We start from the raw sequence: 25740 nt of genomic DNA, 5'->3' as shown, positions 1-25740 counted from the left end.
TTTCAGGATAGTTATATGACTAATAGCGCAATAAGCGTGGTAATTCTTGCTGCAGGTAAGGGAAGCCGTATGTATTCCGATTTACCTAAAGTTTTACACACACTTGCAGGTAAACCCATGATTCAACACGTGATTGACGCTGCAATCAGTCTCAACGCACAGAATATTTATCTGGTTTATGGTTACGGTGGCGACAAACTGAGATCTGTGCTAACAGATCCATCACTTAACTGGATATTGCAATTGGAGCAACTAGGAACCGGACATGCAATCCAGCAGGTTGCACCTTTATTTGTTAACGATGAAGATATATTGATGCTTTACGGTGATGTGCCACTCATCTCTCAAGAAACCCTACAGCGCCTATGTAACTCGAAGCCTAAAGGCGGTATTAGTTTGTTAACCGCGGTACTGGATAATCCTAGTGGTTATGGACGCATCGTACGAGAAAATAACCTCATTGTTGGAATTGTTGAACAAAAAGATGCGAGTCAGGAACAGCTGAAGATTTCCGAGATTAGTACCGGAATACTAATCGCCAACGGTGGTGATTTAAAGCGTTGGTCGGGACAGCTTAATAATAATAACACACAAGACGAATACTATATCACCGATATTATCTCTCTAGCACATCAAGAAGGATGCCAGATAAATGCAATACATCCGTTACGCCTTAGTGAAATTAAGGGTGTTAATAACTGTTTGCAATTGGCAACGCTAGAGCGTATTTATCAACGTGAACAGGCAGAAAAATTACTGCTAGCAGGTGTAATATTACGTGATCCCACTCGATTCGACCTACGTGGCACGCTAAGTCATGGTCGTGATGTAGAGATCGATGCTAATGTTATTATCGAAGGTGAAGTTATTTTTGGCAATAGCGTCAAAATTGGCACCGGCTGTATCATTAAGAATAGCATTATTGGTGATGACTGTAAAATTAGTTCTTATTCTGTAATCGAGAAAGCAAATCTTGCTGCTCACTGTACTGTAGGCCCTTTTGCACGCTTGCGCTCTGGAAGCGAACTATCTAAGGCTGTACACGTCGGCAATTTCGTTGAGATGAAAAATACTACGCTTGGCAAAAGTTCAAAGGTTGGACATATGAGCTACCTTGGTGACGCGGAAATCGGCTCTAACGTAAATATTGGTGCAGGTACTATAACCTGTAATTACGATGGTGCTAATAAATCAAAAACTATCATCAAAAATAACGTGTTCGTTGGGTCCGATACTCAACTAATAGCCCCTATAAGCATAGCAGAGAGAACGACTATTGCCGCAGGTAGTACAATAAGGAAAGATATCAGCACTGCTGCGCTAGTTTACAACCGCAAAGAACAAAATCATAAAACAAACTGGCAACGTCCAGCGAAGAAGAAATAATTTTTAAAGACTGGTACGTGCTGGTTGCACAAGAATAAAAATAATTGACTACCCATAAAAAACTTGGGGGATCTGGCAATGAGAGTTATCAGGACACATTATAACGCAAGATAATAGAAAGCCGTCAAATCAGGGATAAAATTTATGTGTGGAATTATAGGTGCTGTAGCACAACGTAATATTGCAGAGATTTTGCTGGAAGGACTGCGTCGTCTTGAATATCGTGGGTATGATTCAGCAGGTTTGGCCATAGTTGATTATCCAGGTTGTGTTACTCGCTTACGGCGTGTAGGAAAAGTAGAAATGTTAGTGAAGGCGGCAAAACAGCAACCGCTTATTAGTGGCACTGGTATTGCGCATGTACGCTGGGCAACCCATGGAGAGCCATCAGAGGCTAACGCCCACCCGCACGTCTCTGAACAAATTATAGTTGTGCACAATGGCATTGTGGAAAATCATGAGCTGTTACGTGAAGTGTTAATCGCACGCGGCTATTTTTTCTCTTCCGAAACTGATACTGAAGTGATAGCACATCTAGTGCACTGGGAACAAAAAAAAGGTGGTAATCTACGCGATGTGGTGCTGCGTGTTATCCCGCAATTGCGCGGTGTTTATGGTATAGTGCTTATGGACAGCCGTAATCCTCTGCTGCTTATGGCAGCATGTTTTGGCAGTCCACTAGTAATCGGACGTGGTGTGGGCGAAAACTTTATTGCATCCGATCAGTTAGCACTACTACCCGTGACGCGACGCTTCATCTATTTGGAAGAAGGGGATATCGCTGAAATTAGCTACAGTGATGTATCAATTTTTGATCGCGAAGGCAAATTAGTGAACCGCGCAGAGATCGAATCTAGCGTACAGTACGACGCAAGCGATAAAGGTATTTACCATCACTATATGGAGAAAGAAATTTACGAACAGCCAATGGCCATCAAAAATACCTTAACCGGTCGTTTGAATCACTGCGAGGTCGATCTCAGTGAACTTGGGCCAAACGCTGATGCTATATTGAGTCAAATTGAGCATACTCAGATAATAGCCTGCGGTACTTCCTATCATTCAGGTATGGTGGCACGCTACTGGTTTGAATCATTAGCTAGCATTCCCTGTGATTTAGAGATCGCCTCTGAATTTCGTTACCGAAAATCTGCGGTACGTAAAAACAGTTTGATAATCACTTTATCTCAGTCAGGTGAAACTGCAGATACACTGGCAGCGTTACGTCTCTCTAAAAAAATGGGTTACCTCGGTTCATTGGCAATTTGTAATGTAGCTGGTTCTTCACTGGTTCGTGAATCAGACATGGTACTAATGACCAAAGCGGGTACCGAGATCGGTGTGGCTTCGACCAAAGCCTTTACCACGCAATTGACTGTGCTGCTCATGTTAGTATCAAAGCTGGCTCGTTTACATGATAGATTAGTGGAAGAGCAAGATATTTTGCACGCATTACAAGTATTACCAAACCGTATTAAGCAAATATTAGGGCAGGACAAGTGCATCGAGCTACTCGCACAAGATTTTTTAGATAAGCGTCATGTGCTCTTCTTGGGGCGCGGTGATCAATATCCTATTGCTATGGAAGGAGCTCTTAAGCTCAAAGAAATTTCCTACATTCATGCCGAAGCTTACGCTGCTGGTGAGATGAAACACGGCCCGCTAGCGCTTGTTGACGATAATATGCCGGTTGTTGTGGTTGCGCCGAAAAACGAGCTGCTAGAAAAACTGAAATTAAATATTGAAGAAGTACGCGCGCGTGGTGGTCTGCTATACGTTTTTGCCGATCAGAATGCAGGCTTTAATAATAGTAAAGATATGAAAATTATTTCTCTACCACCTGTAGAAACAGTAATTGCACCGATTTGCTATATCGTGCCATTACAGTTACTTGCTTATTATGTTGCGTTTATTAAGGGGACTGATATAGACCAACCGCGTAATTTAGCGAAATCTGTAACAGTGGAGTAACAAATTTTGTTATAAAAAAACTCATTATATCTATAAAGATTATGTATTTAATTATTGGATATTTTGATCCTATCATTGAATAGGCCTATTAAATTTAATTTTTTATAATTAATTTTTTTAGGATTATAGATAAAAATATGTATATCCCATAATTCTCTATGCTTATGTTAAGAATGTTTCTTCTCAGAAAGAAGCTATTTCAAATTAATTTATTCTGGGAATTTTTATAAAAAATAGAATATGTATTTCCCTTAAAGTTAGGTACAAAAAAATAATTTAAATCTGTTAATATCTTTTATATATAAAAGATAAAAAATATCTGAATTAAATATCTTTTCTTTAATTTAATTCACTAAAGTAATTTATATTTCATATCCAGATCAACCTTAATAAGGTTGAGCGAAAACGTTCAGCTATAGCACATAGTTTTCAAATGTGTATTACTAAAAAATTCTTGATAAGTATTTAACCTGCGCACGGTTACTTAAGTTTTCTGTGTCATCTACTGCTGTTGCCGGAGCTATGGGTGCACATGACATGAATGTAGAAACCTAGCACAATTTACCATTGTTAGATAGCAATTGCAAAAATTTTCGAAGTATCTTATATTGACAATATTTATAAATATAATAGGTAACATTACTTGATAACTTTAACTATTATTAGTTTTTACCAAAAACATCTAATTAATTTTTATTTATTAAAAAATTAATTAGAGTAGTACTTAAAATTGATTCTCTCATATAGAGAAGATAGTATTTCTGTGTAAAATTCTATTGCAAAAGGGAGGGTATTTGGCGATATCCATTTTATGGAAAATAAAATAGATATCCTCGCTGTCATACGAAAAGTCTGCGGTAGTTATTTATAAAACTTTATATTGTGACGACAATTATTATATTCATTAGTATACTCTTTCTCAGAGTGTATATAAAAGCATAAACTTTAGTTTATTTTTTATCTTTTTATCTTGATAAGAAAAACTTTTTTGGGTAGCAGTTAATAACGATAAAGACAAGATCAATGAGTACATATAGTATATATCTTGCCTTTTAGCGGCACTAATCGCTATGAACTTCCTTAAATAAAGAACTAGTTAAGTGCACGCAGTATTTTAAGGATATCTGTCAGTGGAAGATGGCTTCAGAGTTTACTACTTATAAAACACGGTACAGCTGTAACTTATATTGTAGTTTCTTCTATCTTTTAAAAGATAAAAAAGAAGAACCTACAGCACTCTACATAATTAAGAATCAGGGACAATGAGTAAAATAGCTATTTTCTAGTCTTAGAAAAAGAAATGCTTAAACCAGATTTTCTAATGCCATCCTTTAATATCAGAAAAATTCTAATTTGGTCTACTTTATAAAAATTCATAACAATTTTAATTAATTCAGATACCGTAAGATAAAATCTTATTATCAGCATCTATTATACGCTTTCTCTCTTTGACTATGATAGGAAATATGACATAGTCATTGCTATATAAATATTCAGTCATGCAAGATATAATTATAGGTGTATAGCTCCGTATATTTATGTACAGGAGTTATTTGTGGTTGATGACTTGTTTCAACTGAAACCTACTTTCCGAGACAAAAACTAGAAAATATGCTTCCTAGCAAATCGTCAGAGGTAAACTTACCGGTGATTTCGCTTAAAGCCTGTTGTGCGAGCCGCAGCTCTTCCGCCAATAGTTCACCCGCCCACACTTCTAGTAATTGCGCTTTACCCTGCTTTAAGTGAGTATCTGCTAATGCTAGTGCTTCAAGATGGCGGCAACGCGCTAGGAAACCGCCTTCTATATTACACGCAAAGCCCATTAACTGTTTTAGATGAGCGCGCAGTACATCTAAGCCTGCGCCAGTACTCGCTGAGAGCCTGATAAGTGCGTGACGTTTCATTTTACTTAAACCCACTGTTTCGCCTGTTATGTCCGATTTGTTACGTACTACAGTAATTGGTAGGCCCGCAGGCAGACTCGATACAAAATCTGGCCAAATTTGCGTTGCTTCAGTGGCGTCGGTAGTGTTGCCGTCTACTATAAACAATAAGTGATCTGCATGCTCCATCTCCTTCCAAGCACGCTCGATGCCAATTCGTTCAACATCGTTTCTGGCTTCACATATTCCTGCAGTATCAATGATGTGTAATGGCATACCGTCGATATGGATATGCTCGCGCAGCACGTCGCGTGTGGTACCAGCAATATCCGTGACGATTGCAGCATCGTATCCGGCTAGAGCGTTCATTAAACTTGATTTACCGGAATTTGGTCTACCAGCAATCACAACCTTCATCCCTTCACGTATTAGACTGCCATTCTTTGCTTGGGTGTATACACTATCTAGATTGGAGATCACTTCATCAAGCTGCAATTCAATTTTACAGTGGGATAGGAAATCAATCTCCTCATCAGGAAAGTTAATAGCTGCTTCAACATGAGTACGCAGTTGGGTCAATGCTTTCACCAACTGGTTAATACGAGTTGAGAAGATCCCCTGTAAAGAATTTACCGCCGATCGTGCTGCTTGTTCAGAGCTAGCGTTAATCAGATCGGCGATTGCTTCTGCTTGAGCGAGGTCGATTTTTTCATTAAGAAAGGCGCGCTGGGAAAACTCACCAGGTTTAGCGATGCGCACGCCCGGTAGTGTAACGATACGTTTCAATAGTAGATCGAGTATCACAGGGCTACCATGACCCTGAAGCTCTAGCACATCTTCGCCGGTAAAGGAGTTGGGTCTAGGAAACCATATAGCGATACCCTGATCTAATACTCTACCGTCAACGTCTTTAAACTGCAGATAATCGGAGTAGCGTGCTTTGGGAAGCTTGCCGAGTACTTGCTGTGCTACCTCAGCAGCGCACGATCCAGAAATACGCAAAATACCTACGCCGCTTCGTCCAGGGGGCGTTGCTTGGGCGGCAATAGTATCATTGTAGATCATACTCTTTTTCTCACTAAAAGATAAGACAGTTAATAAGCCTACCTGAGGGTAAACAAGATTGTTAAAATGCAGTAAGTATGTTACGCGTTCTTTTTTTCTCGGCTGTGTAGACCGCGTTTTTCCAGCCCGCGATAAATTAACTGCTGCTGAATAATAGTCACTAAGTTACTAACAATATAGTAAAGCACCAGACCTGAAGGGAACCATAGGAAGAACACGGTAAAAATTACTGGCATATAAGTCATAATTTTCTGCTGTATAGGATCAGTTACAGTAGTTGGTGACATTTTTTGAATAAAGAACATAGTTATACCCATCAGAATTGGTAGGATATAATATGGGTCCTGCGCTGACAGGTCATAGATCCATAGTATGAACGGTGCATGACGCAGCTCTACTGAACCTGACAACATATAGTAGAGAGCGAGAAAGATCGGCATCTGAATAACTAAAGGTAGACAGCCGCCTAATGGATTCACTTTTTCCGCTTTGTAAAACGCAATCATCTCTTGGCTCATCTTCTGTTTATCGTCGCTTAGACGTTCACGAATTTCCTGAATTTTCGGTTGTAGCACACGCATTTTTGCCATTGATGTATATTGAGCTTTAGTCAGCGGGTACATGATGCCACGTACGATGAAAGTGATAAAGATAATAGAAAAGCCCCAGTTACCGATAAAACTGTGCAGAAACTGCAATAGCTTAAAAAGCGGCTGAGAGATAAACCACAGCCAGCCATAGTCTACGGTAAGGTCAAGATGAGGTGCTACGTCAATCATCTTGTCCTGAATTTCTGGACCTAGCCACAATGTTGCGGTTAAGCTCTGTTGCTGACCGGAGGGAATAGTTACTGGTGAAGATTTATAGCCGATAGCTGCGATACCGTTGCCTAAATTATTAGTGTAGAACGTATTATCTCCTGTAGTACGAGGTACCCATGCGGTAACGAAATATTGCTGTAACATCGCTACCCAGCCGTTGCTTGTGGTTGTATTGAGGTTTTCATTATCTGCGATAGTATCGAATTTATACTTTTTGTACTTTTCTTTATTGGTGGAGTACGCAGCACCACGAAAAGTATGCAACGCAAAGTTATGACTGCCTTTGTCACGATCTTTCGGTAAATCAATAGTTTGCTTCAGCTGGCCGAACAGTGATACTTCCAGTGGCCGTTGGGTAGTATTCTTAACTCTATATTCCATGTCAATCGCAAATTCACCGCGCTTGAAGATGAAAGTTTTAGTATAGCGCACTCCATTTTCAGCAGTATAGGTCATAGGGATACGCAGTTCATTCTGGCTATCAGCCATTTCAAAATAATCTCGAGTAGCAGTGAACAGAGGACGTGCACCGTTACTTGGATTGTCAGGGCCGTTACGACCAGTCAGCCCGCTTTGTGCTTGATAAATAAAGGATGGCGTGGTTTCTAGCAGCTGAAATGGTTGTTTAGAACCTAGTTTGTCTAGGTAGCTCAATAGCTGTGCTTGTTCAATATCACCACCTTGGGTATTGATACTCAACGAAAAGACATCAGTCTTAACAGTTATAGTGTTGCCATGTTGGATAGGCATCTCTTGGCTTGAGGAATAAGCTGCGTCAATGTTGGTATTCTGCGTAGTATGGGGCTGCGGCGGCGGAATGTAGTCTGTTTGCCAAGTTTGCCAGATTATGAAAGACACAAACAGAAAAGCGATGAGGAAAAAATTATTTTGAGAATCCATCGTTAATGTTCTCTGGTATGAATCGTTTTTTTGCGGCACAGGATCTTCACCACCCGCGTTCAAAGGGTGGCATTTTAATACGCGTTTAAATGTCAACCAACTGCCTTTTATCAGTCCAAACTTGATTAATGTCTCAATTCCATATTGAGAGCATGTTGGCTGAAATCGACAGTGTGGTTTCAGTAATGTACTGATACCGCACTTATAGATATGGATCAGGATGATCAGGAGTCTTGCGCCAGGCGACAGTGACGACGCCATAATTTCTCCAATGCTTCCTTTAAATTACGGTTATCAATATTGGTAATTCCTTTTTTTACTATAACGACAAAGTCCATTGCTGGCAGTTCATGTTGATGTAGTCGAAAGCTTTCCCGGGTCAATCGTTTAATACGGTTACGTTCATGCGCACGCTTGACATGCCTTTTAGCGACGGTAAAACCGATGCGGGGATGCCCCATTGAATTAAGCCGGCCTAATATGGTGATTTGCGACGTGCCCGTTCGTTGTGGCCGTTGGAAGACGAAAGCAAAATGAGCAGGAGTCAACAAACGTAACCCCCTAGGAAATACGAACTTAACCACTAAGGTGAGCGTTCATTAATTAGAAACTGTTAAACGAACACGACCTTTAGCACGACGACGTGCTAGAATCTGACGACCATTTTTAGTAGCCATACGAGCACGGAAACCGTGACAACGGTTGCGCTTTAGTACAGAAGGTTGAAAAGTACGTTTCATGGCGATTTCTACCTAAATTTGAAAGATTTTAATAAATAATTTGTTCTTGGGGGGGGTCCCCATTATAAAGACCAATGTTTAAACGTATTTTTAATTTAAAGAAGCGGCATTATAATAATTGTACTTTCCAGAGTCAATTTACTTGACTGGGCAGCACTCAAAATCTCAATGTAACCCTGCTGAATCCAGCCATTAAAGACAGAGTGAAAACTCTTCGGGAGAGAATTATACGGTCTCTGATTTAAGGTGCAAGAATACTACAAGATTTTTTTGCAAACGACCCGCATCGGAAGGAGGGAGGCAGCAAGGCAAATCCTAAAATTCAAAACTTTTTGAAAAGAAGATTTTTTAAAGATACTAACTGCAGCAATTTTCTCGCCAGGGAGGGAACGGAGTTAGATTGTTTTATATCGCTGAGTCCTGTGGATAAAAATAATAAAAACTGTGTAGTAAAGTGAAGATCTCTGTTTTGCTTTGCGCTATGATGCGCCCGATTCACTAATGATCCGAGTATCATGTTAGGAACGGTAAACTGCTGATAGTAGTTATCGTCGTAGGTGCTTTCTATCGTCTGAGCTAAAAACGAAATTTTTTTATTAGAATGAGCACCTATTATTTTCTTATCTATTTTGTAGCAAGTGGAGTCCGCCGTGTCACTTACACTTTGGCAACAATGTCTTGCCCGTTTGCAGGATGAGCTTCCTGCTACTGAATTCAGTATGTGGATTCGACCACTTCAGGTGGAGTTAAATGACAATACGTTAGCTTTGTATGCGCCAAATCGATTTGTTTTTGACTGGGTAATGGATAAGTATCTTGATAATATCAATATTTTATTGAATGAATTTTGTGGCGTAAATATGCCACTACTGCGCTTTGAGGTTAGTACACGTCCTGTACAAAGACAGCATCCTATGATGGCAAACGTTAGCGCGTATGCGTCGGTTGAGAGACTACCAGGGCGCGCACAGCATCTACGACCCAGTTGGAATAACGTTCCAATGACGGCTGATGTCATTTACCGATCTAATTTGAACAAGTGTCATAATTTTGATAACTTTGTTGAGGGCAAGTCTAACCAGTTGGCGCGCGCGGCGGCGCGTCAGGTGGCGGAAACCCCTGGCGGCGCGTATAATCCACTATTTATTTATGGTGGCACGGGTTTAGGAAAAACACACCTACTACATGCAGTAGGTAACAACATCATTATGCACGAGCCTAATACTAAAGTTGTATATATGCACTCCGAGCGTTTTGTGCAGGACATGGTGAAAGCATTGCAAAATAACGTTATTGAAGAGTTTAAGCGTTACTACCGTTCCGTTGACGCGTTACTTATTGACGATATTCAGTTCTTTGCTAACAAAGAGCGCTCACAGGAAGAGTTTTTTCATACCTTTAATGCATTGCTGGAAGGTAATCAACAAATTATTTTAACGTCAGACCGTTATCCTAAAGAGATTCACGGGGTGGAAGATCGTTTGAAGTCGCGCTTCGGCTGGGGACTAACGGTTGCTATAGAGCCGCCTGAACTAGAAACACGCGTAGCAATTCTGATAAAGAAGGCAGATGAGAACGATATTCGCCTTTCAGTTGAAGTAGCCTTTTTTATCGCCAAGCGACTACGTTCTAACGTACGTGAACTAGAAGGTGCGCTTAACCGAGTGATTGCAAATGCGCATTTCACCGGCCGTGCTATCACTATCGATTTTGTACGTGAAGCGCTGCGCGATCTGCTAGCGCTGCAGGAAAAGTTAGTTACCATCGATAATATCCAAAAGACAGTAGCTGAATACTACAAAATTAAGGTAGCAGATCTACTTTCTCATAGACGTTCACGTTCGGTCGCACGTCCGCGACAAATGGCCATGGCGATGGCAAAAGAATTAACAAACCATAGTTTGCCAGAGATCGGAGATGCCTTTGGTGGTCGCGATCATACTACAGTGCTCCACGCCTGCCGTAAAATCGAACAACTACGCGAAGAAAGCCATAACATAAAAGAAGATTTTTCTAATCTTATTCGAACATTATCCTCATGATACTATGAATTTTATTGTTAAACGTGAGCGATTACTAAAGCCACTACAACAAGTCAGTAGTTTGTTAGGAGGCAGCAGTCGTCCAGCGATGCCAATACTAAGAAATTTACTGTTAGGGGTAAAAGATAATACTTTGTTTCTAACTGGTACTGATTTGGAAATAGAGGTTATAGCACGTATTGTTATGAACCAGCCATACGAGCAGGGCACGACTACAGTGCCGGCGCGAAAATTTCTTGATATTTGTCGAGGGTTGCCGGAAGGAGCAGAGCTCAATGTAAAACTAGAAGGAGAGCGTATATTAATACGCTCTGGACGTAGTCGCTTTTCTCTCTCAACTCTGCCAGCAAGTGATTTCCCTAGTTTAGATGACTGGCCGAGCCAAGTGGAATTTACTTTGCCATCTACGACCCTGAAGCGCCTAATTGAAGCGACCCAGTTTTCTATGGCACATCAGGATGTGCGCTACTATCTCAACGGTATGCTATTTGAAACAGAAGGTGAAGCGCTACGCACTGTAGCAACTGATGGCCACCGTTTAGCTGTATGCTCGATGCAGATCGGGCAGTTGTTATCTCACTATTCAGTGATCGTGCCTCGTAAAGGAATCATTGAGTTAGTGCGATTGCTGAACGGTAGCGATATACCGTTACGAATTGAAATTGGCAGCAGCAACATCCGAGCATACGTCGGTGATTTTACCTTTACTTCGAAGTTGGTAGATGGCCGTTTTCCTGATTATCGTCGTGTTTTGCCTAAAAATCCAGACAAAATACTTGAGATAGCTTGCGATATTCTCAAGCAGGCATTTGCTCGTGTTGCTATCCTCTCGAATGAAAAATTCCGCGGAGTTCGCCTCTATATTACAAAAAATCAAATCAAGATCACCGCTAATAACCCTGAACAGGAAGAGGCAGAGGAAGTGCTAGATGTAATTTACAGCGGCAGAGAGCTAGAAATTGGCTTTAATGTTAGCTATATGCTAGATGTGCTGAATGCGTTAAAGTGCAAAAATGTGCGTTTATTATTGACGGATTCCTTATCTAGTGTACAAGTAGAAGATATTGCAAACCCAGCTGCTGCTTACGTCGTCATGCCCATGCGATTGTAGAATGTCCAATTCTAGATTATCAACATAATGTTTTATGTCTCAACTTACTCACTATTCCCATGTACTTCAGTGCATTACTATAGATGTATGTAGATAGATATACGATGGCACGCTATAAAATAGCTACGCTTTTGGGCTGAGGTTTTGAAAATATCCTATTAATTAGGATCTATTCTTAATATTACGCAGGTCGATTTGAATTTTGTACCTAAGTTTAACTTCTTAGTGGGGCAACCAGTATTAAACCAGAGTGCTAAAGATAGTTTATATATTGGGCTAAGGTGGAGTAACCCAGGGTGAATAAAGTTGTTTATGTACTACACGGAAAAAATCAAGGATAGTGAGTATGAAATATTGGTAGGTTTGAAAAGAAACTTGCCGGAAATCGCGAAATGTACATAACATTAATAATGTCCATAAAGTAACAGAGCTGTCACATGGTAACCGTTTATGTAGTTATCATGCTCAAGAGAGTGATTTTACTTAACATCGGCCCCGAATGTCGTAGAGTCTATATTTATTGTTATTGGGACTTTTAACATACGCCCTGTTTCTTTTTACACCTGGAATAAGTTGCTGAGTCATGCTTTTGATGAAATAACAAGATATTATATTTTTAATACTTACCGATTTTCATAGACAGTTTTGCCATATTTTACGCTACAATTCTCTTTCCAGCGCGACTAAAATATGGAACATAGGAGGATGTTTATGTTGATCCACTGGAGCGCGTTAGGTCTTAAACTATCTATATCACCACCAGTGGCAACACAAATTAAATTAAGTATTTGTTCCAATGGCACGCCGGTCAATATTTACCGTCATACGGCCAAATCAAGCTGCTAATGTATAATGCGTGGTGTCTGGCACAGAGGTAATTATAGGGCGCGTTCTTAGCTCGCCTAAGCGTACTTTTCTGCTGTCGTCTTTACTTCATTTGATTATATTCCTCTGAGTGGTATGACAGCAAGCATTCGCTCCCTGCTGACAAAACAACTGAAAGATATACAGTCTCAGGTATTTGTTAACGCTGTTTCCATTGGGCATGTCATCGACATAACAACGAAAAGAGCAAGATGTTCCGTATGGAACAGAGTAGAATGGTGATTGCATCTGAAGATTAAACAAGTGAGAAATATTAATGTCAAATTCTTATGACTCTTCAAGTATAAAAGTTCTAAAAGGGTTGGATGCAGTACGCAAACGTCCAGGTATGTATATCGGCGATACGGATGATGGTACCGGTTTACACCACATGGTATTTGAAGTTGTGGATAATGCAATTGACGAAGCTCTTGCTGGGCATTGTAGTACAATTGTCGTGATCATTCATGCTGACAATTCTGTTTCCGTTCAGGATGATGGGCGTGGTATTCCCACCGGTCTTCATGAAGAGAGTGGCGTTTCTGCCGCAGAAGTAATCATGACTTTACTGCATGCCGGCGGTAAGTTTGACGACAATTCCTATAAGGTTTCTGGAGGTTTGCACGGTGTAGGCGTATCGGTGGTTAACGCCCTATCGCAGAAATTGGAACTAACAATTTGCCGCCAAGGTAAAGTGTATCATCAGAATTATGTGCATGGCGTACCACAGGCACCGTTGGCAGTAATTGGAGATACTGAAGCTACGGGTACTCGTGTGCGCTTCTGGCCAAGTCCTGAAACTTTTACTAGTGTGACAGAATTTGAGTACGAGATTGTGCTAAATCGCCTGCGGGAACTCTCATTTTTAAACTGCGGAGTCTCAATTCGTTTAGAGGATAAGCGTGAAGATAAATCTGCTCACCTTCATTACGAAGGTGGGATCAAGGCTTTTGTTGAGTATCTTAATAATAATAAAATTCCGATACATCCGAACATATTTTATTTCTCTAATGAGAAAGGCGGTATCGGAGTGGAAGTTGCACTACAATGGAATGATAGCTTCCAAGAAAATATCTACTGCTTTACAAATAATATTCCACAGAGAGATGGTGGCACACACCTAGCTGGGTTTCGGGCTGCTATGACACGAACGCTGAATGCCTATATGGATAAAGAAGGCTATAGTAAAAAGGCGAAAATTAGCGCTACAGGTGATGATGCTCGCGAAGGATTGGTGGCCGTTATATCAGTAAAAGTACCAGATCCGAAGTTCTCCTCACAGACTAAAGACAAACTAGTTTCTTCTGAGGTGAAATCGGTGGTTGAACAGCAGGTAAATGAGCTACTAAGCGCATATTTGCTGGAAAATCCAAATGACGCTAAAATCGTGGTTGGCAAAATCATAGATGCAGCGCGTGCCCGTGAAGCGGCACGGCGTGCGCGTGAGATGACACGCCGTAAAGGTGTGCTCGATCTCGCAGGCCTACCGGGCAAACTGGCAGATTGTCAAGAACGTGACCCTGCGCTTTCTGAAATCTACTTAGTGGAAGGTGACTCTGCAGGTGGCTCGGCAAAACAAGGTCGTAACCGTAAAAATCAGGCGATTTTGCCGCTGAAAGGTAAAATTCTTAATGTAGAAAAAGCACGTTTTGACAAGATGATTTCTTCACAAGAAGTAGCTTCGCTGATTATAGCGCTAGGTTGTGGCATCGGTCGTGACGAGTACAATCCGGACAAACTACGCTACCACAGTATCATTATTATGACCGATGCAGATGTGGACGGTTCACACATCCGTACACTTCTGTTAACATTTTTCTACCGTCAGATGCCTGAACTCATTGAGCGCGGCCATGTTTATATCGCACAGCCACCACTGTATAAAGTAAAAAAAGGTAAGCAAGAACAGTACCTGAAAGATGATAAGGCACTAGATCAGTATTATCTTGCTATTGCACTGGATGGCGCAATGCTTCATACCAACGCAATCGTACCGGCACTATGTGGCAAGCCATTGGAAGATTTAGTGACAGAGTACAATAGTACGCAGAAAATGATTAAGCACATGGAGAGCCGCTATCCCGTTACGTTGCTACGCGCTCTGGTTTACCATCCAATATTAAGCAACTTAAGAGATGAAGCAGCAGTGAAAAGTTGGTTAGACGAGCTGGTTTCTTCTTATCTATGTAATAATACAGCACTGGGTAGTAGCTATGTCACGCAGGTACGTGCTAACCGTGAGCAGAACATCTTTGAGCCGGTACTGTGTGTGCGTACGCACGGTATCGAGATCAATTACGTATTAGACGCTGATTTTATGCAAGGACCTGAATACTACAAAATTAATGCGCTGGGCAAGAAGCTGCGCGGTCTGCTTGAGGAAGACGCCTATATTGAGCGTGGTGAACGTTCTCAACCTGTAGCTAGCTTTGAACAGGCCATCGAGTGGTTGGTAAGAGAGTCGCATCGCGGTATGTCAGTACAGCGCTATAAAGGTCTAGGCGAAATGAATGCCGAGCAGCTATGGGAAACCACAATGGATCCAGACAGCCGCGGTATGTTGCGCGTTACTATTAGGGATGCCATCAATGCTGATCAATTATTCACCACGTTAATGGGCGATGCAGTTGAGCCACGCCGTGCCTTTATTGAAGAAAATGCGCTGAAAGCCGCCAATATCGATATCTAAGTGCTGCACATTATTTTCAATAATGACGCAGATCATAATATGCGAAGTTGTTTAAGGTATCCATGCTTGTTCGTTTTGGACTTCCCATAAGCAGGTCTAGTTTCTCATCTTTCCTACCTCTATGCCAAATGTTCTTTACGTTTGCCATAATTTCCAAACTCTTCTAAGTGAGAAATTTTTTTATGTCTTACTAATTGGTATGCTAGCTAGCTAAAAAAATAGTATTGAAGCTAGTAAACTTTAGTTAAATAGCGCTTGCATTTAAGCAAAACTCTGAATTAATGAGGATGTTATGGCCATAAAATTAGTTGCAATAGATATAGACGGAACACTTCTTAACTCGCATTATGAACTCACCTCGGGTGTAAAGTTAGCTATCGATCATGTTCGTAAGAAAGGCGTAGCTGTAGTACTGGCAACTGGTCGTCCTTATGTTGGCATCAAGCGCTACCTCATAGAACTTGGTCTAGTCGATAAAGGCCAGTACTGTATCAGTTATAATGGTGCACTGGTGCAGAAGGCAAAAGATGGTGAATGCGTATCAGAGATTACATTAAGTTTTGATGATTACGTCTATATTGAAAAACTGGCACGCGAGTTAGGCGTCCATTTCCAGGCATTTGATAAAGATTCGCTCTATACGCCGAACAAGGATCTTAGTAAGTATACTATTCATGAAGCGAGCTTAACTGGCATTCCGGTGCGCTATCGTTCGGTAGATGAAATGGATCATAACATCCGTTTCCCTAAATTAATGATGATTGATGATCCTAGCCTATTGGATGCTGCTGTTCAGCAGCTGCCTAGCAAAGCCCAACAAAATTACACTATTCTTAAAAGTGCACCATATTATCTAGAAATTCTTGACTGTCGAGTTAACAAAGGTCGAAGTTTAAAAATGTTGGCGGAAAAGATGAGTATCGCGCGTGAAGAAGTAATGGCGATTGGCGATCAGGAGAACGATTTAGCGATGATTAAATACGCAGGTACGGGCGTGGCTATGGGGAACGCTATTGATTCTATTAAGAAGATTGCGCAGTTTATCACCAAAAGCAATATGGAAGATGGTGTCGTATACGCAATAGAAAATCTGGTACTTTAATTTTTTGCACAGATGACTTGTATTATCTTTTGTCTTGCTCTTTTCCTCTTTTACCATTTTTACCATAAAACTATCTGCTTTAATATCCGATAGAGTATCATGAGTTGATTTTGCAGCGCCGCTCTGTCCAGAGACCTCTGATATTACAGAGGTAGCTATGGTGCATAAATAGCATAAAAAAATAATTTTATAACTCAACAATATCGTAAAATAAAAAAAAGATAGATGAAATTTTTTCGTCGCGACAGTAGATAAAGAGATTTGTGTAGGTAAATTAGCTATGGATAGGTGCAGTTCTCTGCCTATCTTAGTTGCTCTGTGTAAAAAGAAAATAATTAGGCAATGGCTTCCGTAAACAATAAGATAGAAGAAAGTGAGGAAAATAGCGGTGCCGACCTTTTTTAGTGAAAAGGCTTTAGATCATATCTACTTCTACTTTATCCGTAACAACTACTAATGTATAAGGAAAATATAAGGAGAATTGACACTATGGCTATGACAGTAATGCCTTAAATCCTTGTTATGCCCTATGTGATAGGACAGAGCTTTGGTAAACAATTGTGCAAACCGAACCAGATGGTAAAATAAAACTATTACCCTTGTAAGGTCATAGGGTCGCGTTCATTTGTGTACAATAAACATCAGCGATAATCGCCCGGTTGTTTTTTATTATCAAGCATTATACTCGTTCTTTTGTGCATTTTAATGGTAATCTGTTATACCAGAAGGGTAAGAAATCGCTCTGCAATACACGCTCCCTCTTTAACCATATTTTATTTATTAAAGATGTAATGTTTTAATTTATAATTGCGCAAGGCGAAATCTTTGTTAAGTGTCATTTAAGCCAAAAGAGCATTGCACTGGCAAAAAAATGCGTTTAGTCTCTTGAAAGTAGCATGGGAATACCCATTTCAATGTTACGGAAGAACTAATTATCATCGATAAGGGGGGGCATTAAGATCCCTTTCGATCTGCAATATAATTGAATGTTTCAAAGATCTGATGAATATAGGGAGTCATTTAATGCGTAATTTTGATCTTGCTCCGCTTTATCGTTCTGCTATCGGGTTTGATCGGTTGTTCAACTTGCTAGAATCCAACCAGAATCAAAGCAATAGTGGTTATCCTCCATACAATGTCGATCTTGTCAGTGAAAATCACTATCGTATTACTATTGCGGTAGCAGGTTTTGCTCAGGGTGAATTAGAAATTTACGCCCAAGATAACGTACTGATTGTGCGTGGGACTCATCCTGAAGAAAAATCAGAGCGTAAATATCTTTATCAAGGTATCACTGAGCGTAACTTCGAGCGTAAATTCCAACTGGCCGAACATATTGTCGTCCGCGACGCACGTCTGGAAAATGGTTTGCTTAATATAGATTTGGAACGCATTATTCCCGACGAAGCGAAACCGCGACGCATAGAAATTATGAATTAACCTGAATAGTGAAAACTGAGACAAAGTGTGTCTTTTATGGAAAGCAATATGCGGCTGTGGATGCATATTGGGGTAATGTGGAGTAAATTATTTTCTTTCCTTGCTCACTTAAGATTTGATGTTCTGAGTCGGAGATTTTTTACCCATCTAATTATGTCACCATCTATTCTTGTTACTATGTGGAGAAAATCAAACACGACTGTATTTTATTTGTGATTCTCTAAGTTTTCTTACTTAAAATGGTTTTCTAAATAAATATGCAAATTAAGTTTTTCAAAAATAGAAAGTATTAATTACATAGTAAGTTCAAAGCCAAGTTATTAGAATATTTTCTACAGAAAATATAGCGTACTATAACATTGCTGATGCTTTTTATAATTTGTTAACTGACAAGTTACTGGTACAGTGGTATTGTCTATCCATATGACAATAGGATATTAAACGACCTTAATTCTTTAAATAAGAAGATGTTATAATAATGATTGATAATCTTCTGTGGTATTGCATGGGATATTTCAGTTGCACAAATCCGTTGTACGGACAATGCATCGGAGTGGGTAATAATGTCTTTCAAAAGATTAATTTTTTCTAAAAGAACGCAGCGCTACTATCTGAAATAATTTTTCTGATTAAAATAATTACCTTCAGGATATAACCAAAGACTGCGCGTTAAAACCGCACTACCCTGCATACAATAGAAGTGCCGCCTAGGAGGTGCCACTGAGAAATCGCTGACTACTAAAATGGTAGTCTATTCTACGGTAGATCCCGGCTAGCTTAAATGTTATTAGTCTGATTTCCAGCTGTAACGTACCATTAAACATAAATGGTATAATGGTCTTAAGAAGTCAGTATTGATGTGAATGATTCTATATGGTCATACTTATATTGAGGTTTTAGAGTATTTGTAATCAACTTGATCGAGCTTTAGTGCTACTTCTTGATATGGAATAAAGTGATAAGGGTAGATGAGTAACACCTCATAATTAGTAAGTCACTCTTAGTTTTATTTAAAACATGTACGAAGAAATTTCAACAATACACTTGTGAAAGTACATCTTTTCTATTATTTACAATACTGTTCCTTGTGGTGTAGCCTAAAAAGCTTTCTAGTTCGATTTTAATGTCTATATACGGTCATACACTAACTACCATGCGGTATTCGCCATAGTTGAAACTAATTAGAAAATCCTTCCATAAAATCGGCTGTATACTCTTCCTGAGTCCTATATTTTTTGGCGATCAGTGCCGCTATAAAATGTACAATAAAACCTTCTACGCTAGCTCGTTGCTGGAGTAACTTACGGGTCAATATCAGGTTTCCTCATGTTAATTAAAATTCTTACTTCTACGCTTATTGGCATGGACGCTTTCCGTCAGGACCCTCGCCAGATGCTGCAACAGGCGGAAAATGGAACTCTTGCAGTTCTGGACAATGATGTACCGGTTCTTTATGCCGTAACGCCAGAAAGGTTGGCGCATCTGCTAGCTCTAGAGGCTTCACTGCAGCCTAGCGATGTAATACTAGATGACAGCCTATATGACAATCTTCATATCACCTCGTTGACGCCGGTCGGCAAGTTCGCTATGTATTCAGGCTGGAAACCTGATGCCGATTTCCAGCAGCAGGCTGCCATCTGGGGTGTGTCACTGAGTAAGCCGGTAACATCCTCTGAGCTAGCAGCATTTATCACTTATTGGCAAGCTGAAGGACGCATGTTCCATCATATACAATGGCAACAGAAGCTGGCACGTAGTGTTCAGGTAAACCGTTCCGTTAATGGTAGTCAACCGAAACGTGACATCACGCAAATCAGCAATACTGATTACAGTATTCCCGATGGTTTTCGAGGTGAACAATAAAAATGAAAAACCCTATTGAAATCTTTGTACGTCTCAAAAAAATGATGCCCGCTAATGTACAGCCAAAATTCACTACTGGTGAAGAACTATTAGCATGGAATCAGGAACAGGGTCGCCTATGCTCAGAGTCTATTGTAAGGGAAAACCGTGCTATGAAGATGCAACGAATAATGGGACGTTCTGGCATCCGCGAGCTACATATGAACTGCTCGTTCGATAATTACCGTGTCGAAAATGAAGGCCAGCGTCGGGCGTTGGCGATGGCACGTCAGTATACAGATGAATTCGAAGGCAGTATTGCTAGCTTTGTCTTCTCTGGTCGCCCTGGTACTGGAAAAAATCATCTGGCGGCTGCTATCGGTAATGACTTAATCTTACGAGGTAAAAGTGTGTTGATTGTCACTGTAGCGGATTTAATGTCGAGCATGAAAGGGACCTTTATCAGCGGTAGCGATATTACTGAAGAAAGATTATTACAGGATCTAAGCACTGTTGATTTGCTAGTTATTGACGAAATAGGCATGCAAAGTGAATCACGCTATGAAAAGGTAGTTATCAATCAGATCGTTGATCGCCGTTCTTCGTCGAAAAGGCCCACTGGTATGCTTTCTAATTTAGATCCAGAAGGTATGAATACTCTGCTAGGTGAACGGGTGATGGACCGCATGCGCCTTGGGAATAGCATGTGGGTACGTTTTGCCTGGGATAGTTATCGTAGCCGTGTGCGCGGTGATGAGTATTAGTCTTACTATCCAGTGCCCCGGATTTCACTTAGTTTTTTATGTTTTTTTTACCTTGACCACTTTCTGCTCAAAGTTGTTTAACATAGCTTAAAAAGCAGTGTTCTAACATGCAATTATTGTGTCTTATCTTATTATAAAACAAGCACCCAGCCATTATTCTCTATTTGAACCCGTCTAGCAATTCTACGCTAGAAATTATTTATGGCTGTATATCGTTTATTCAAAGGATATACTATAGACCTCTATTTTCATTTGCCTGACATACGCGCGAATTTATCATGCAATATTTCGATACAAAAACCTTTCAGGGCCTTATCCTTGCATTACAAGATTACTGGATGCGTCAGGGCTGCACCATCGTTCAGCCGTTAGATATGGAAGTTGGTGCAGGTACTTCACATCCTATAACCTGTTTGCGTGTACTTGGACCTGAGCCGATTGCTGCTGCCTATGTACAGCCATCGCGCCGTCCGACCGACGGACGCTACGGCAAAAACCCTAATCGTTTACAACATTATTATCAGTTCCAGGTAATCATAAAACCATCGCCTCACGACATTCAGGAACTTTATCTAGGCTCGTTGAAAGAATTGAGCATCGATCTCGCCATGAATGATATTCGTTTCGTTGAAGACAACTGGGAGAACCCGACACTAGGAGCGTGGGGACTTGGTTGGGAAGTATGGCTCAATGGTATGGAAATGACACAGTTCACTTACTTTCAGCAGGTGGGTGGTATGGAATGTAAGCCAGTGACTGGCGAAATTACCTATGGTCTAGAACGTTTAGCGATGTATATACAGGACGTCGACAGCGTCTACGACCTAGTCTGGAGTGACGGCACACTAGGTAAAACTACTTACGGTAACATGTTTTTTCAGAACGAAGTTGAGCAATCAATTTATAACTTCGAATACGCTGACGTTAATTTCCTTTTTACTTGCTTCGAACAATACGAGAAAGAAGCACAACAGTTGCTGGACCTGGAAAAACCTCTGCCTCTGCCAGCTTATGAGCGTATCCTGAAAGCTGCACATAGTTTTAACATGATGGATGCGCGTAAAGTAATATCTGCGACCGAGCGTCAGCGCTATATTCTTCGTATCCGTACCCTGACTAAAGCAGTAGCTCAAACCTACTATGCCTCTCGTGAGGCACTAGGATTTCCACTGTACAATCATAGCAAGTAAGGGACAGATATGAATGAAAAAACTTTTTTGGTAGAAATCGGCACTGAAGAACTACCCCCGAAAGGACTACGCAATCTTGCTGAGGCTTTTGCTATGCACGTCACTGTTGAACTGGATAGCATGGGACTAGCGCACGGTAAGGTGCACTGGTTTGCTACGCCCCGTCGTCTAGCACTGAAAGTCGCTTCGTTGAGCATGGTACAGCCAAGTCACGAAGTTCAAAAACGCGGCCCAGCTTTATCCGCTGCTTTTGACGCTAATGGAAATGCAACTAAAGCAGCAGAAAGTTGGGCACGTGGTCATGGTATTACTCTTGCACAGGCTAATCGGTTGAGTACTAATAAAGGTGAATGGCTGTTATACCGTACGCAAGTAAAAGGCAAATCTGCCAAGTCGCTGCTGCCTAAAATAATTGCGTCTGCACTTGGTAAACTTCCTATCCATAAACTAATGCGATGGAACGCAAGCGATGTAGAGTTTGTGCGCCCAGTACATACTGTGACGCTGTTGATGGGTGAAGAGCTGATTCCAGCTACTATACTAGGTATTGAATCACAACGTACAATCCGCGGCCATCGCTTTATGGGAGATATCGAATTCATTATTGATAACGCAGATGACTATCCTAGTATTTTAGAACAACGTGGCAAGGTAATAGCTGATTATGCCATCCGTAAGGAGAAAATTAAAGTAGAAGTAGCGGCAGCGGCACGTTACTTAGGAGGTAAAGTCGACCTAAGTGAAAACTTATTGGAAGAGGTCACTTCACTGGTAGAATGGCCAGTCGTGTTGGTCGCAACATTCGAAGAGAAGTTTCTTAAAGTACCAGCGGAAGCGTTGGTCTATACTATGAAACGCGACCAGAAATATTTTCCAGTCTATGATGGAACAGGTAAATTACTACCGAATTTTATCTTCGTCACCAATATTGAATCGAGTAACCCGCAACAGATTATTACCGGTAATGAGAAAGTAGTGCGCCCACGTCTTGCAGATGCTGAGTTTTTTTTTAACGCTGATCGTAAAAAGCGTTTAGAAGATAATTTACCGAGTCTTGAAAACGTGGTATTCCAAAAAGGACTTGGGACACTGCGAGATAGAACTGTTCGTATTCAGGCGCTAGCAGGTTGGATAGCCTCACAAATCGGTGCGGATGTTAATTATGCCAAGCGCGCCGGGTTACTCTCTAAATGCGACCTAATGACTAATATGGTATTTGAGTTTACCGATATCCAAGGTGTAATGGGAATGCATTATGCGCGTCATGATGGTGAAGCAGAAGATGTAGCGGTGGCGTTGAATGAACAGTATCAACCTCGATATGCCAAAGATGATCTGCCTTCTAACCTGGTAGGTTGTGCACTGGCAATCGCTGATAAAATGGATACTATAGCTGGTATCTTCGGCATTGATCAGTCTCCGAAAGGAGATAAAGACCCATTTGCGTTACGCCGTGCCGCACTGGGTGTTCTACGTATTATCGTTGATAAGAACCTACCGCTAGATTTACAAAGTTTGTCTGAAGAAGCAGTGCGTTTGTACGGCAAAAAGATCAATAGGGGTGATATTGTTAACCATATCATTGATTTTATACTATGCCGCTTCCGTAACTGGTATCACGAAGAGGGTTATAGTGTCGATACACTGCAGGCTGTAATGGCGTGCCGTCCAACCCGTCCGACTGACTTTGATGCACGTATGAGGGCAGTTTCATACTTCCGTACGCTCGACGAATCGGTAGCGCTGGCATTGGCAAATAAGCGTGTTTCTAGTATTCTCGCGAAATCAAATGAAATGCTGAATAGCTCCGTGCAAACGTCCTTACTGAAGGAGAACGAAGAGATTCAGCTCGCAACCTTTGTCACAGTTTTGAGTGATAAGTTACAGCTATACTTTGCTGAAGGACGCTATAAGGATGCGCTAATTGAATTGGCACAGCTACGTGAATCTGTAGATGACTTCTTTGATAGAGTCATGGTAATTACCGATGATGTTGAAGTGCGCATTAATCGTTTAACGCTACTAGCGAAACTACGCGATCTTTTCTTACAGGTCGCAGATATTTCGTTATTGAAGCGATAGGCGAGAATGTTAAATGGCAAAAAGACTCTTTTATCTTTCTTTTCTTTGCCCTATTGTAGGTCCCTACAAAGGAGATAACTATCTGCAATTAATTTCAATAAAATTTAAAATTTTTTTAAAAAAAGTTTTTATATTTAAAAGAAAACATAAATATTTTTTATTAAATAAGCGAAAGATTTAATGATTATTTAACACTAGGTAATACTCTTTGAATGCTTGTCGGAAAATCATGAGAGAAAATGCAACCACTCATACAGGTGCTTGTAAAGCACTAGTGTGGCAACGCACGAATCTTGATAAAAAACATCTCGATTGGGTGGCGGACGAAGTGCCCGTATCACTAGTTTATAATAGCATTTCCCACGTTGTGATGATGACAACGCCAAAAGATCTGGAGGCATTCGCCATCGGTTTTTCTTTATCGGAAGGCATTATCAATACTCCTCGCGAAATTTTTGGTCTGGATGTCGTACCAAACCATCATGGCATTAAGATACATATCGAACTCTCTAGCCGCCGCTTTATGGCATTAAAGGAGCGGCGGCGTACGTTAGCAGGACGCACCGGCTGTGGAATATGCGGTATTGAAAAAATAGAACAAATTAGCCAGTCAGTGCAGCCACTACTTTTTACTCAAAAGTTCGATTTAGAGATGTTAGATCGCGGACTGAGCCAGCTTAACACTTTTCAGCCGATTGGCCAGCAAACTGGCTGTACGCATGCAACAGCTTGGATGTGCTCGGATGGCGAATTAGCTGGCGGTTGTGAGGATGTTGGGCGTCATGTCGCTCTGGATAAGCTTCTCGGTTATCGCAGCTGCGCAGACTGGGGTAATGGTGCAGTTTTAGTGTCTAGCCGCGCCAGCTATGAGATAGTGCAAAAATCTGCTAGATGTGGTGTTGAAATTGTGTTTGCGGTCTCTGCAGCGACGTGTCTTGCCGTTGATATGGCAGAACGCTGTAACCTCACACTAGTAGGCTTTAGCAAACCAGGACGTGCAACAGTTTATACCCATCCTCAGCGCTTACGTTAAAGGATTTTTTAATACTACCAAGCTGTAAAAACGATGTGTAATTGGGCATTGATTACCATTTCCAGAATCATAATTATAACTACAATGATCAAATTACTAATGCGGCATACTCATTAAGCGGTACCGCCTAAATATGAAATAGAGAGGAAATAAAGATGAGTTATTTACTACCATCCCTGCCTTATGCCTATAATGCACTGGAGCCATACTTTGACAAGCAGACAATGGAAATTCATTATAATAGACATCACCAAACCTACGTTAATAATGCTAACATAGCCTTAGAAGGGACCAGATTCGCTGATATGTCGGTTGAAGATCTCGTCACTAAATTAGATCAGGTACCGTCAGATAAAAAAACTGTGTTGCGCAATAATGCAGGCGGTCATATTAACCATAGCCTTTTTTGGAAAAGTCTTAAAATTGGTACTATGCTGCAAGGCGATTTGAAAGCGGCTATAGAGAAAGATTTTGGTAGCATTAAAAAATTCCAGGAAGAGTTTGAGAAAACTGCTGCTAGCCACTTCGGTTCAGGTTGGACTTGGCTAGTAAAAAAAGGTGAAAAACTGGCCGTAGTGTCTACTACAAACCAAGATAATCCATTAATGGGAGAAGTTATTTCCGGTACGTCAGGATATCCAATTTTTGGTTTAGACGTCTGGGAACACGCTTACTACCTAAAATATCAGAACAGGCGTCTTGATTATATCTCAGCTTTTTGGAACGTGGTGAATTGGGATGAGGCGGCTGTGCGTTTCTCCTTTACAAAATAATTTTGTTATGTTAGGAAGCGAAACCGGTGGGTTAATGCACCG

Annotated in this window: 18 protein-coding genes; 13 read left to right on the top strand and 5 right to left on the bottom strand. The window is 40.8% G+C overall.

Annotation, left to right across the window (positions count from 1 at the left end; all coding sequences use genetic code 11):
* Positions 1-15 precede the first annotated feature (15 nt).
* On the top strand, positions 16-1386 hold the full coding sequence (gene glmU, locus FD729_RS04840; RefSeq protein WP_159932156.1) for a bifunctional UDP-N-acetylglucosamine diphosphorylase/glucosamine-1-phosphate N-acetyltransferase GlmU: 1371 nt from the start codon (positions 16-18) through the stop codon (positions 1384-1386).
* Positions 1387-1530: 144 nt separating this feature from the next.
* On the top strand, positions 1531-3357 hold the full coding sequence (gene glmS / locus FD729_RS04835; RefSeq protein WP_159932155.1) for a glutamine--fructose-6-phosphate transaminase (isomerizing): 1827 nt from the start codon (positions 1531-1533) through the stop codon (positions 3355-3357).
* A 1583-nt stretch (positions 3358-4940) separates the two neighbouring features.
* Here the strand turns inward: glmS and mnmE are convergent.
* The 4 genes from mnmE to rpmH form a co-directional block, all read right to left on the bottom strand.
* Positions 4941-6305, bottom strand: coding sequence for a tRNA uridine-5-carboxymethylaminomethyl(34) synthesis GTPase MnmE (mnmE, locus tag FD729_RS04830; protein WP_159932154.1), 1365 nt, complete (start codon positions 6303-6305; stop codon positions 4941-4943).
* Between the two features lie 80 nt (positions 6306-6385).
* A complete protein-coding gene (yidC, locus tag FD729_RS04825; protein ID WP_159932153.1) occupies positions 6386-8287 on the bottom strand; it encodes a membrane protein insertase YidC in 1902 nt (633 codons plus the stop codon).
* Positions 8251-8610, bottom strand: a complete 360-nt coding sequence (gene rnpA, locus FD729_RS04820) for a ribonuclease P protein component (RefSeq protein ID WP_159932152.1) — start codon at positions 8608-8610, stop codon at positions 8251-8253. Before rnpA ends, yidC begins: the two co-directional genes overlap by 37 nt.
* A gap of 15 nt (positions 8611-8625) precedes the next feature.
* Positions 8626-8766, bottom strand: coding sequence for a 50S ribosomal protein L34 (rpmH, locus tag FD729_RS04815; RefSeq protein WP_159932151.1), 141 nt, complete (start codon positions 8764-8766; stop codon positions 8626-8628).
* Between the two features lie 650 nt (positions 8767-9416).
* On the opposite strand from rpmH, the gene dnaA reads away from it, so the two are divergent.
* From dnaA to ibpA, 5 genes are all read left to right on the top strand, one after another.
* Entirely contained in the window at positions 9417-10808 is a 1392-nt protein-coding gene (gene dnaA / locus FD729_RS04810; protein WP_159932150.1) for a chromosomal replication initiator protein DnaA, read from the top strand.
* Positions 10809-10812: 4 nt separating this feature from the next.
* Positions 10813-11919 carry a DNA polymerase III subunit beta gene (gene dnaN, locus FD729_RS04805; RefSeq protein WP_159932149.1) on the top strand — a complete coding sequence of 369 codons (1107 nt, stop codon included), beginning with the start codon at positions 10813-10815 and terminating at the stop codon, positions 11917-11919.
* Between the two features lie 1141 nt (positions 11920-13060).
* A complete protein-coding gene (gene gyrB, locus FD729_RS04800; protein ID WP_159932148.1) occupies positions 13061-15472 on the top strand; it encodes a DNA topoisomerase (ATP-hydrolyzing) subunit B in 2412 nt (803 codons plus the stop codon).
* Positions 15473-15764: 292 nt separating this feature from the next.
* Positions 15765-16574: a sugar-phosphatase gene (gene yidA / locus FD729_RS04795; protein ID WP_159932147.1), complete on the top strand. Its 810-nt coding sequence runs from the start codon at positions 15765-15767 to the stop codon at positions 16572-16574.
* Between the two features lie 1023 nt (positions 16575-17597).
* Positions 17598-18014, top strand: coding sequence for a small heat shock chaperone IbpA (gene ibpA / locus FD729_RS04790; protein ID WP_159932146.1), 417 nt, complete (start codon positions 17598-17600; stop codon positions 18012-18014).
* 1177 nt (positions 18015-19191) lie between these two features.
* On the opposite strand, the gene FD729_RS05360 is transcribed toward ibpA, so the two are convergent.
* The gene (locus FD729_RS05360; protein ID WP_255456227.1) at positions 19192-19326 is read right to left on the bottom strand and encodes a hypothetical protein; all 135 of its coding nucleotides are present in this window, start codon (positions 19324-19326) and stop codon (positions 19192-19194) included.
* Between the two features lie 14 nt (positions 19327-19340).
* On the opposite strand from FD729_RS05360, the gene dnaT reads away from it, so the two are divergent.
* The 6 genes from dnaT to sodA all read left to right on the top strand — a co-directional run bounded on the left by dnaT (position 19341) and on the right by sodA (position 25698).
* Positions 19341-19877: a primosomal protein DnaT gene (gene dnaT, locus FD729_RS04785; RefSeq protein ID WP_159932145.1), complete on the top strand. Its 537-nt coding sequence runs from the start codon at positions 19341-19343 to the stop codon at positions 19875-19877.
* A 2-nt stretch (positions 19878-19879) separates the two neighbouring features.
* Positions 19880-20620 (top strand): DNA replication protein DnaC, encoded by a 741-nt coding sequence (gene dnaC / locus FD729_RS04780; protein WP_159932144.1) that lies wholly within the window; start codon positions 19880-19882, stop codon positions 20618-20620.
* Positions 20621-20898: 278 nt separating this feature from the next.
* Positions 20899-21810 (top strand): glycine--tRNA ligase subunit alpha, encoded by a 912-nt coding sequence (gene glyQ, locus FD729_RS04775; RefSeq protein ID WP_159932143.1) that lies wholly within the window; start codon positions 20899-20901, stop codon positions 21808-21810.
* 9 nt (positions 21811-21819) lie between these two features.
* Positions 21820-23892 (top strand): glycine--tRNA ligase subunit beta, encoded by a 2073-nt coding sequence (gene glyS / locus FD729_RS04770; protein WP_159932142.1) that lies wholly within the window; start codon positions 21820-21822, stop codon positions 23890-23892.
* Positions 23893-24121: 229 nt separating this feature from the next.
* Complete coding sequence (gene fdhD / locus FD729_RS04765) at positions 24122-24925, top strand: formate dehydrogenase accessory sulfurtransferase FdhD (RefSeq protein WP_159932141.1); 804 nt, start codon at positions 24122-24124, stop codon at positions 24923-24925.
* A gap of 155 nt (positions 24926-25080) precedes the next feature.
* Entirely contained in the window at positions 25081-25698 is a 618-nt protein-coding gene (sodA, locus tag FD729_RS04760; protein ID WP_159932140.1) for a superoxide dismutase [Mn], read from the top strand.
* The last annotated feature ends 42 nt before the right edge of the window (positions 25699-25740 follow it).

This window comes from Pantoea sp. Nvir (assembly GCF_009829915.1).
In the GTDB taxonomy this organism is placed as follows: Bacteria; Pseudomonadota; Gammaproteobacteria; order Enterobacterales; family Enterobacteriaceae; genus Pantoea.
This window is presented reverse-complemented; position numbering and strand designations above follow the sequence as displayed.

Coding starts and splice junctions, on each gene's coding strand:
- glmU (WP_159932156.1), top strand. CDS start 16: ATGACTAATAGCGCAATAAGCGTGGTAATTCTTGCTGCAGGTAAGGGA.
- glmS (WP_159932155.1), top strand. CDS start 1,531: ATGTGTGGAATTATAGGTGCTGTAGCACAACGTAATATTGCAGAGATT.
- mnmE (WP_159932154.1), bottom strand. CDS start 6,305: ATGATCTACAATGATACTATTGCCGCCCAAGCAACGCCCCCTGGACGA.
- yidC (WP_159932153.1), bottom strand. CDS start 8,287: ATGGCGTCGTCACTGTCGCCTGGCGCAAGACTCCTGATCATCCTGATC.
- rpmH (WP_159932151.1), bottom strand. CDS start 8,766: ATGAAACGTACTTTTCAACCTTCTGTACTAAAGCGCAACCGTTGTCAC.
- dnaN (WP_159932149.1), top strand. CDS start 10,813: ATGAATTTTATTGTTAAACGTGAGCGATTACTAAAGCCACTACAACAA.
- gyrB (WP_159932148.1), top strand. CDS start 13,061: ATGTCAAATTCTTATGACTCTTCAAGTATAAAAGTTCTAAAAGGGTTG.
- yidA (WP_159932147.1), top strand. CDS start 15,765: ATGGCCATAAAATTAGTTGCAATAGATATAGACGGAACACTTCTTAAC.
- ibpA (WP_159932146.1), top strand. CDS start 17,598: ATGCGTAATTTTGATCTTGCTCCGCTTTATCGTTCTGCTATCGGGTTT.
- dnaT (WP_159932145.1), top strand. CDS start 19,341: ATGTTAATTAAAATTCTTACTTCTACGCTTATTGGCATGGACGCTTTC.
- dnaC (WP_159932144.1), top strand. CDS start 19,880: ATGAAAAACCCTATTGAAATCTTTGTACGTCTCAAAAAAATGATGCCC.
- glyQ (WP_159932143.1), top strand. CDS start 20,899: ATGCAATATTTCGATACAAAAACCTTTCAGGGCCTTATCCTTGCATTA.
- glyS (WP_159932142.1), top strand. CDS start 21,820: ATGAATGAAAAAACTTTTTTGGTAGAAATCGGCACTGAAGAACTACCC.
- fdhD (WP_159932141.1), top strand. CDS start 24,122: ATGAGAGAAAATGCAACCACTCATACAGGTGCTTGTAAAGCACTAGTG.
- sodA (WP_159932140.1), top strand. CDS start 25,081: ATGAGTTATTTACTACCATCCCTGCCTTATGCCTATAATGCACTGGAG.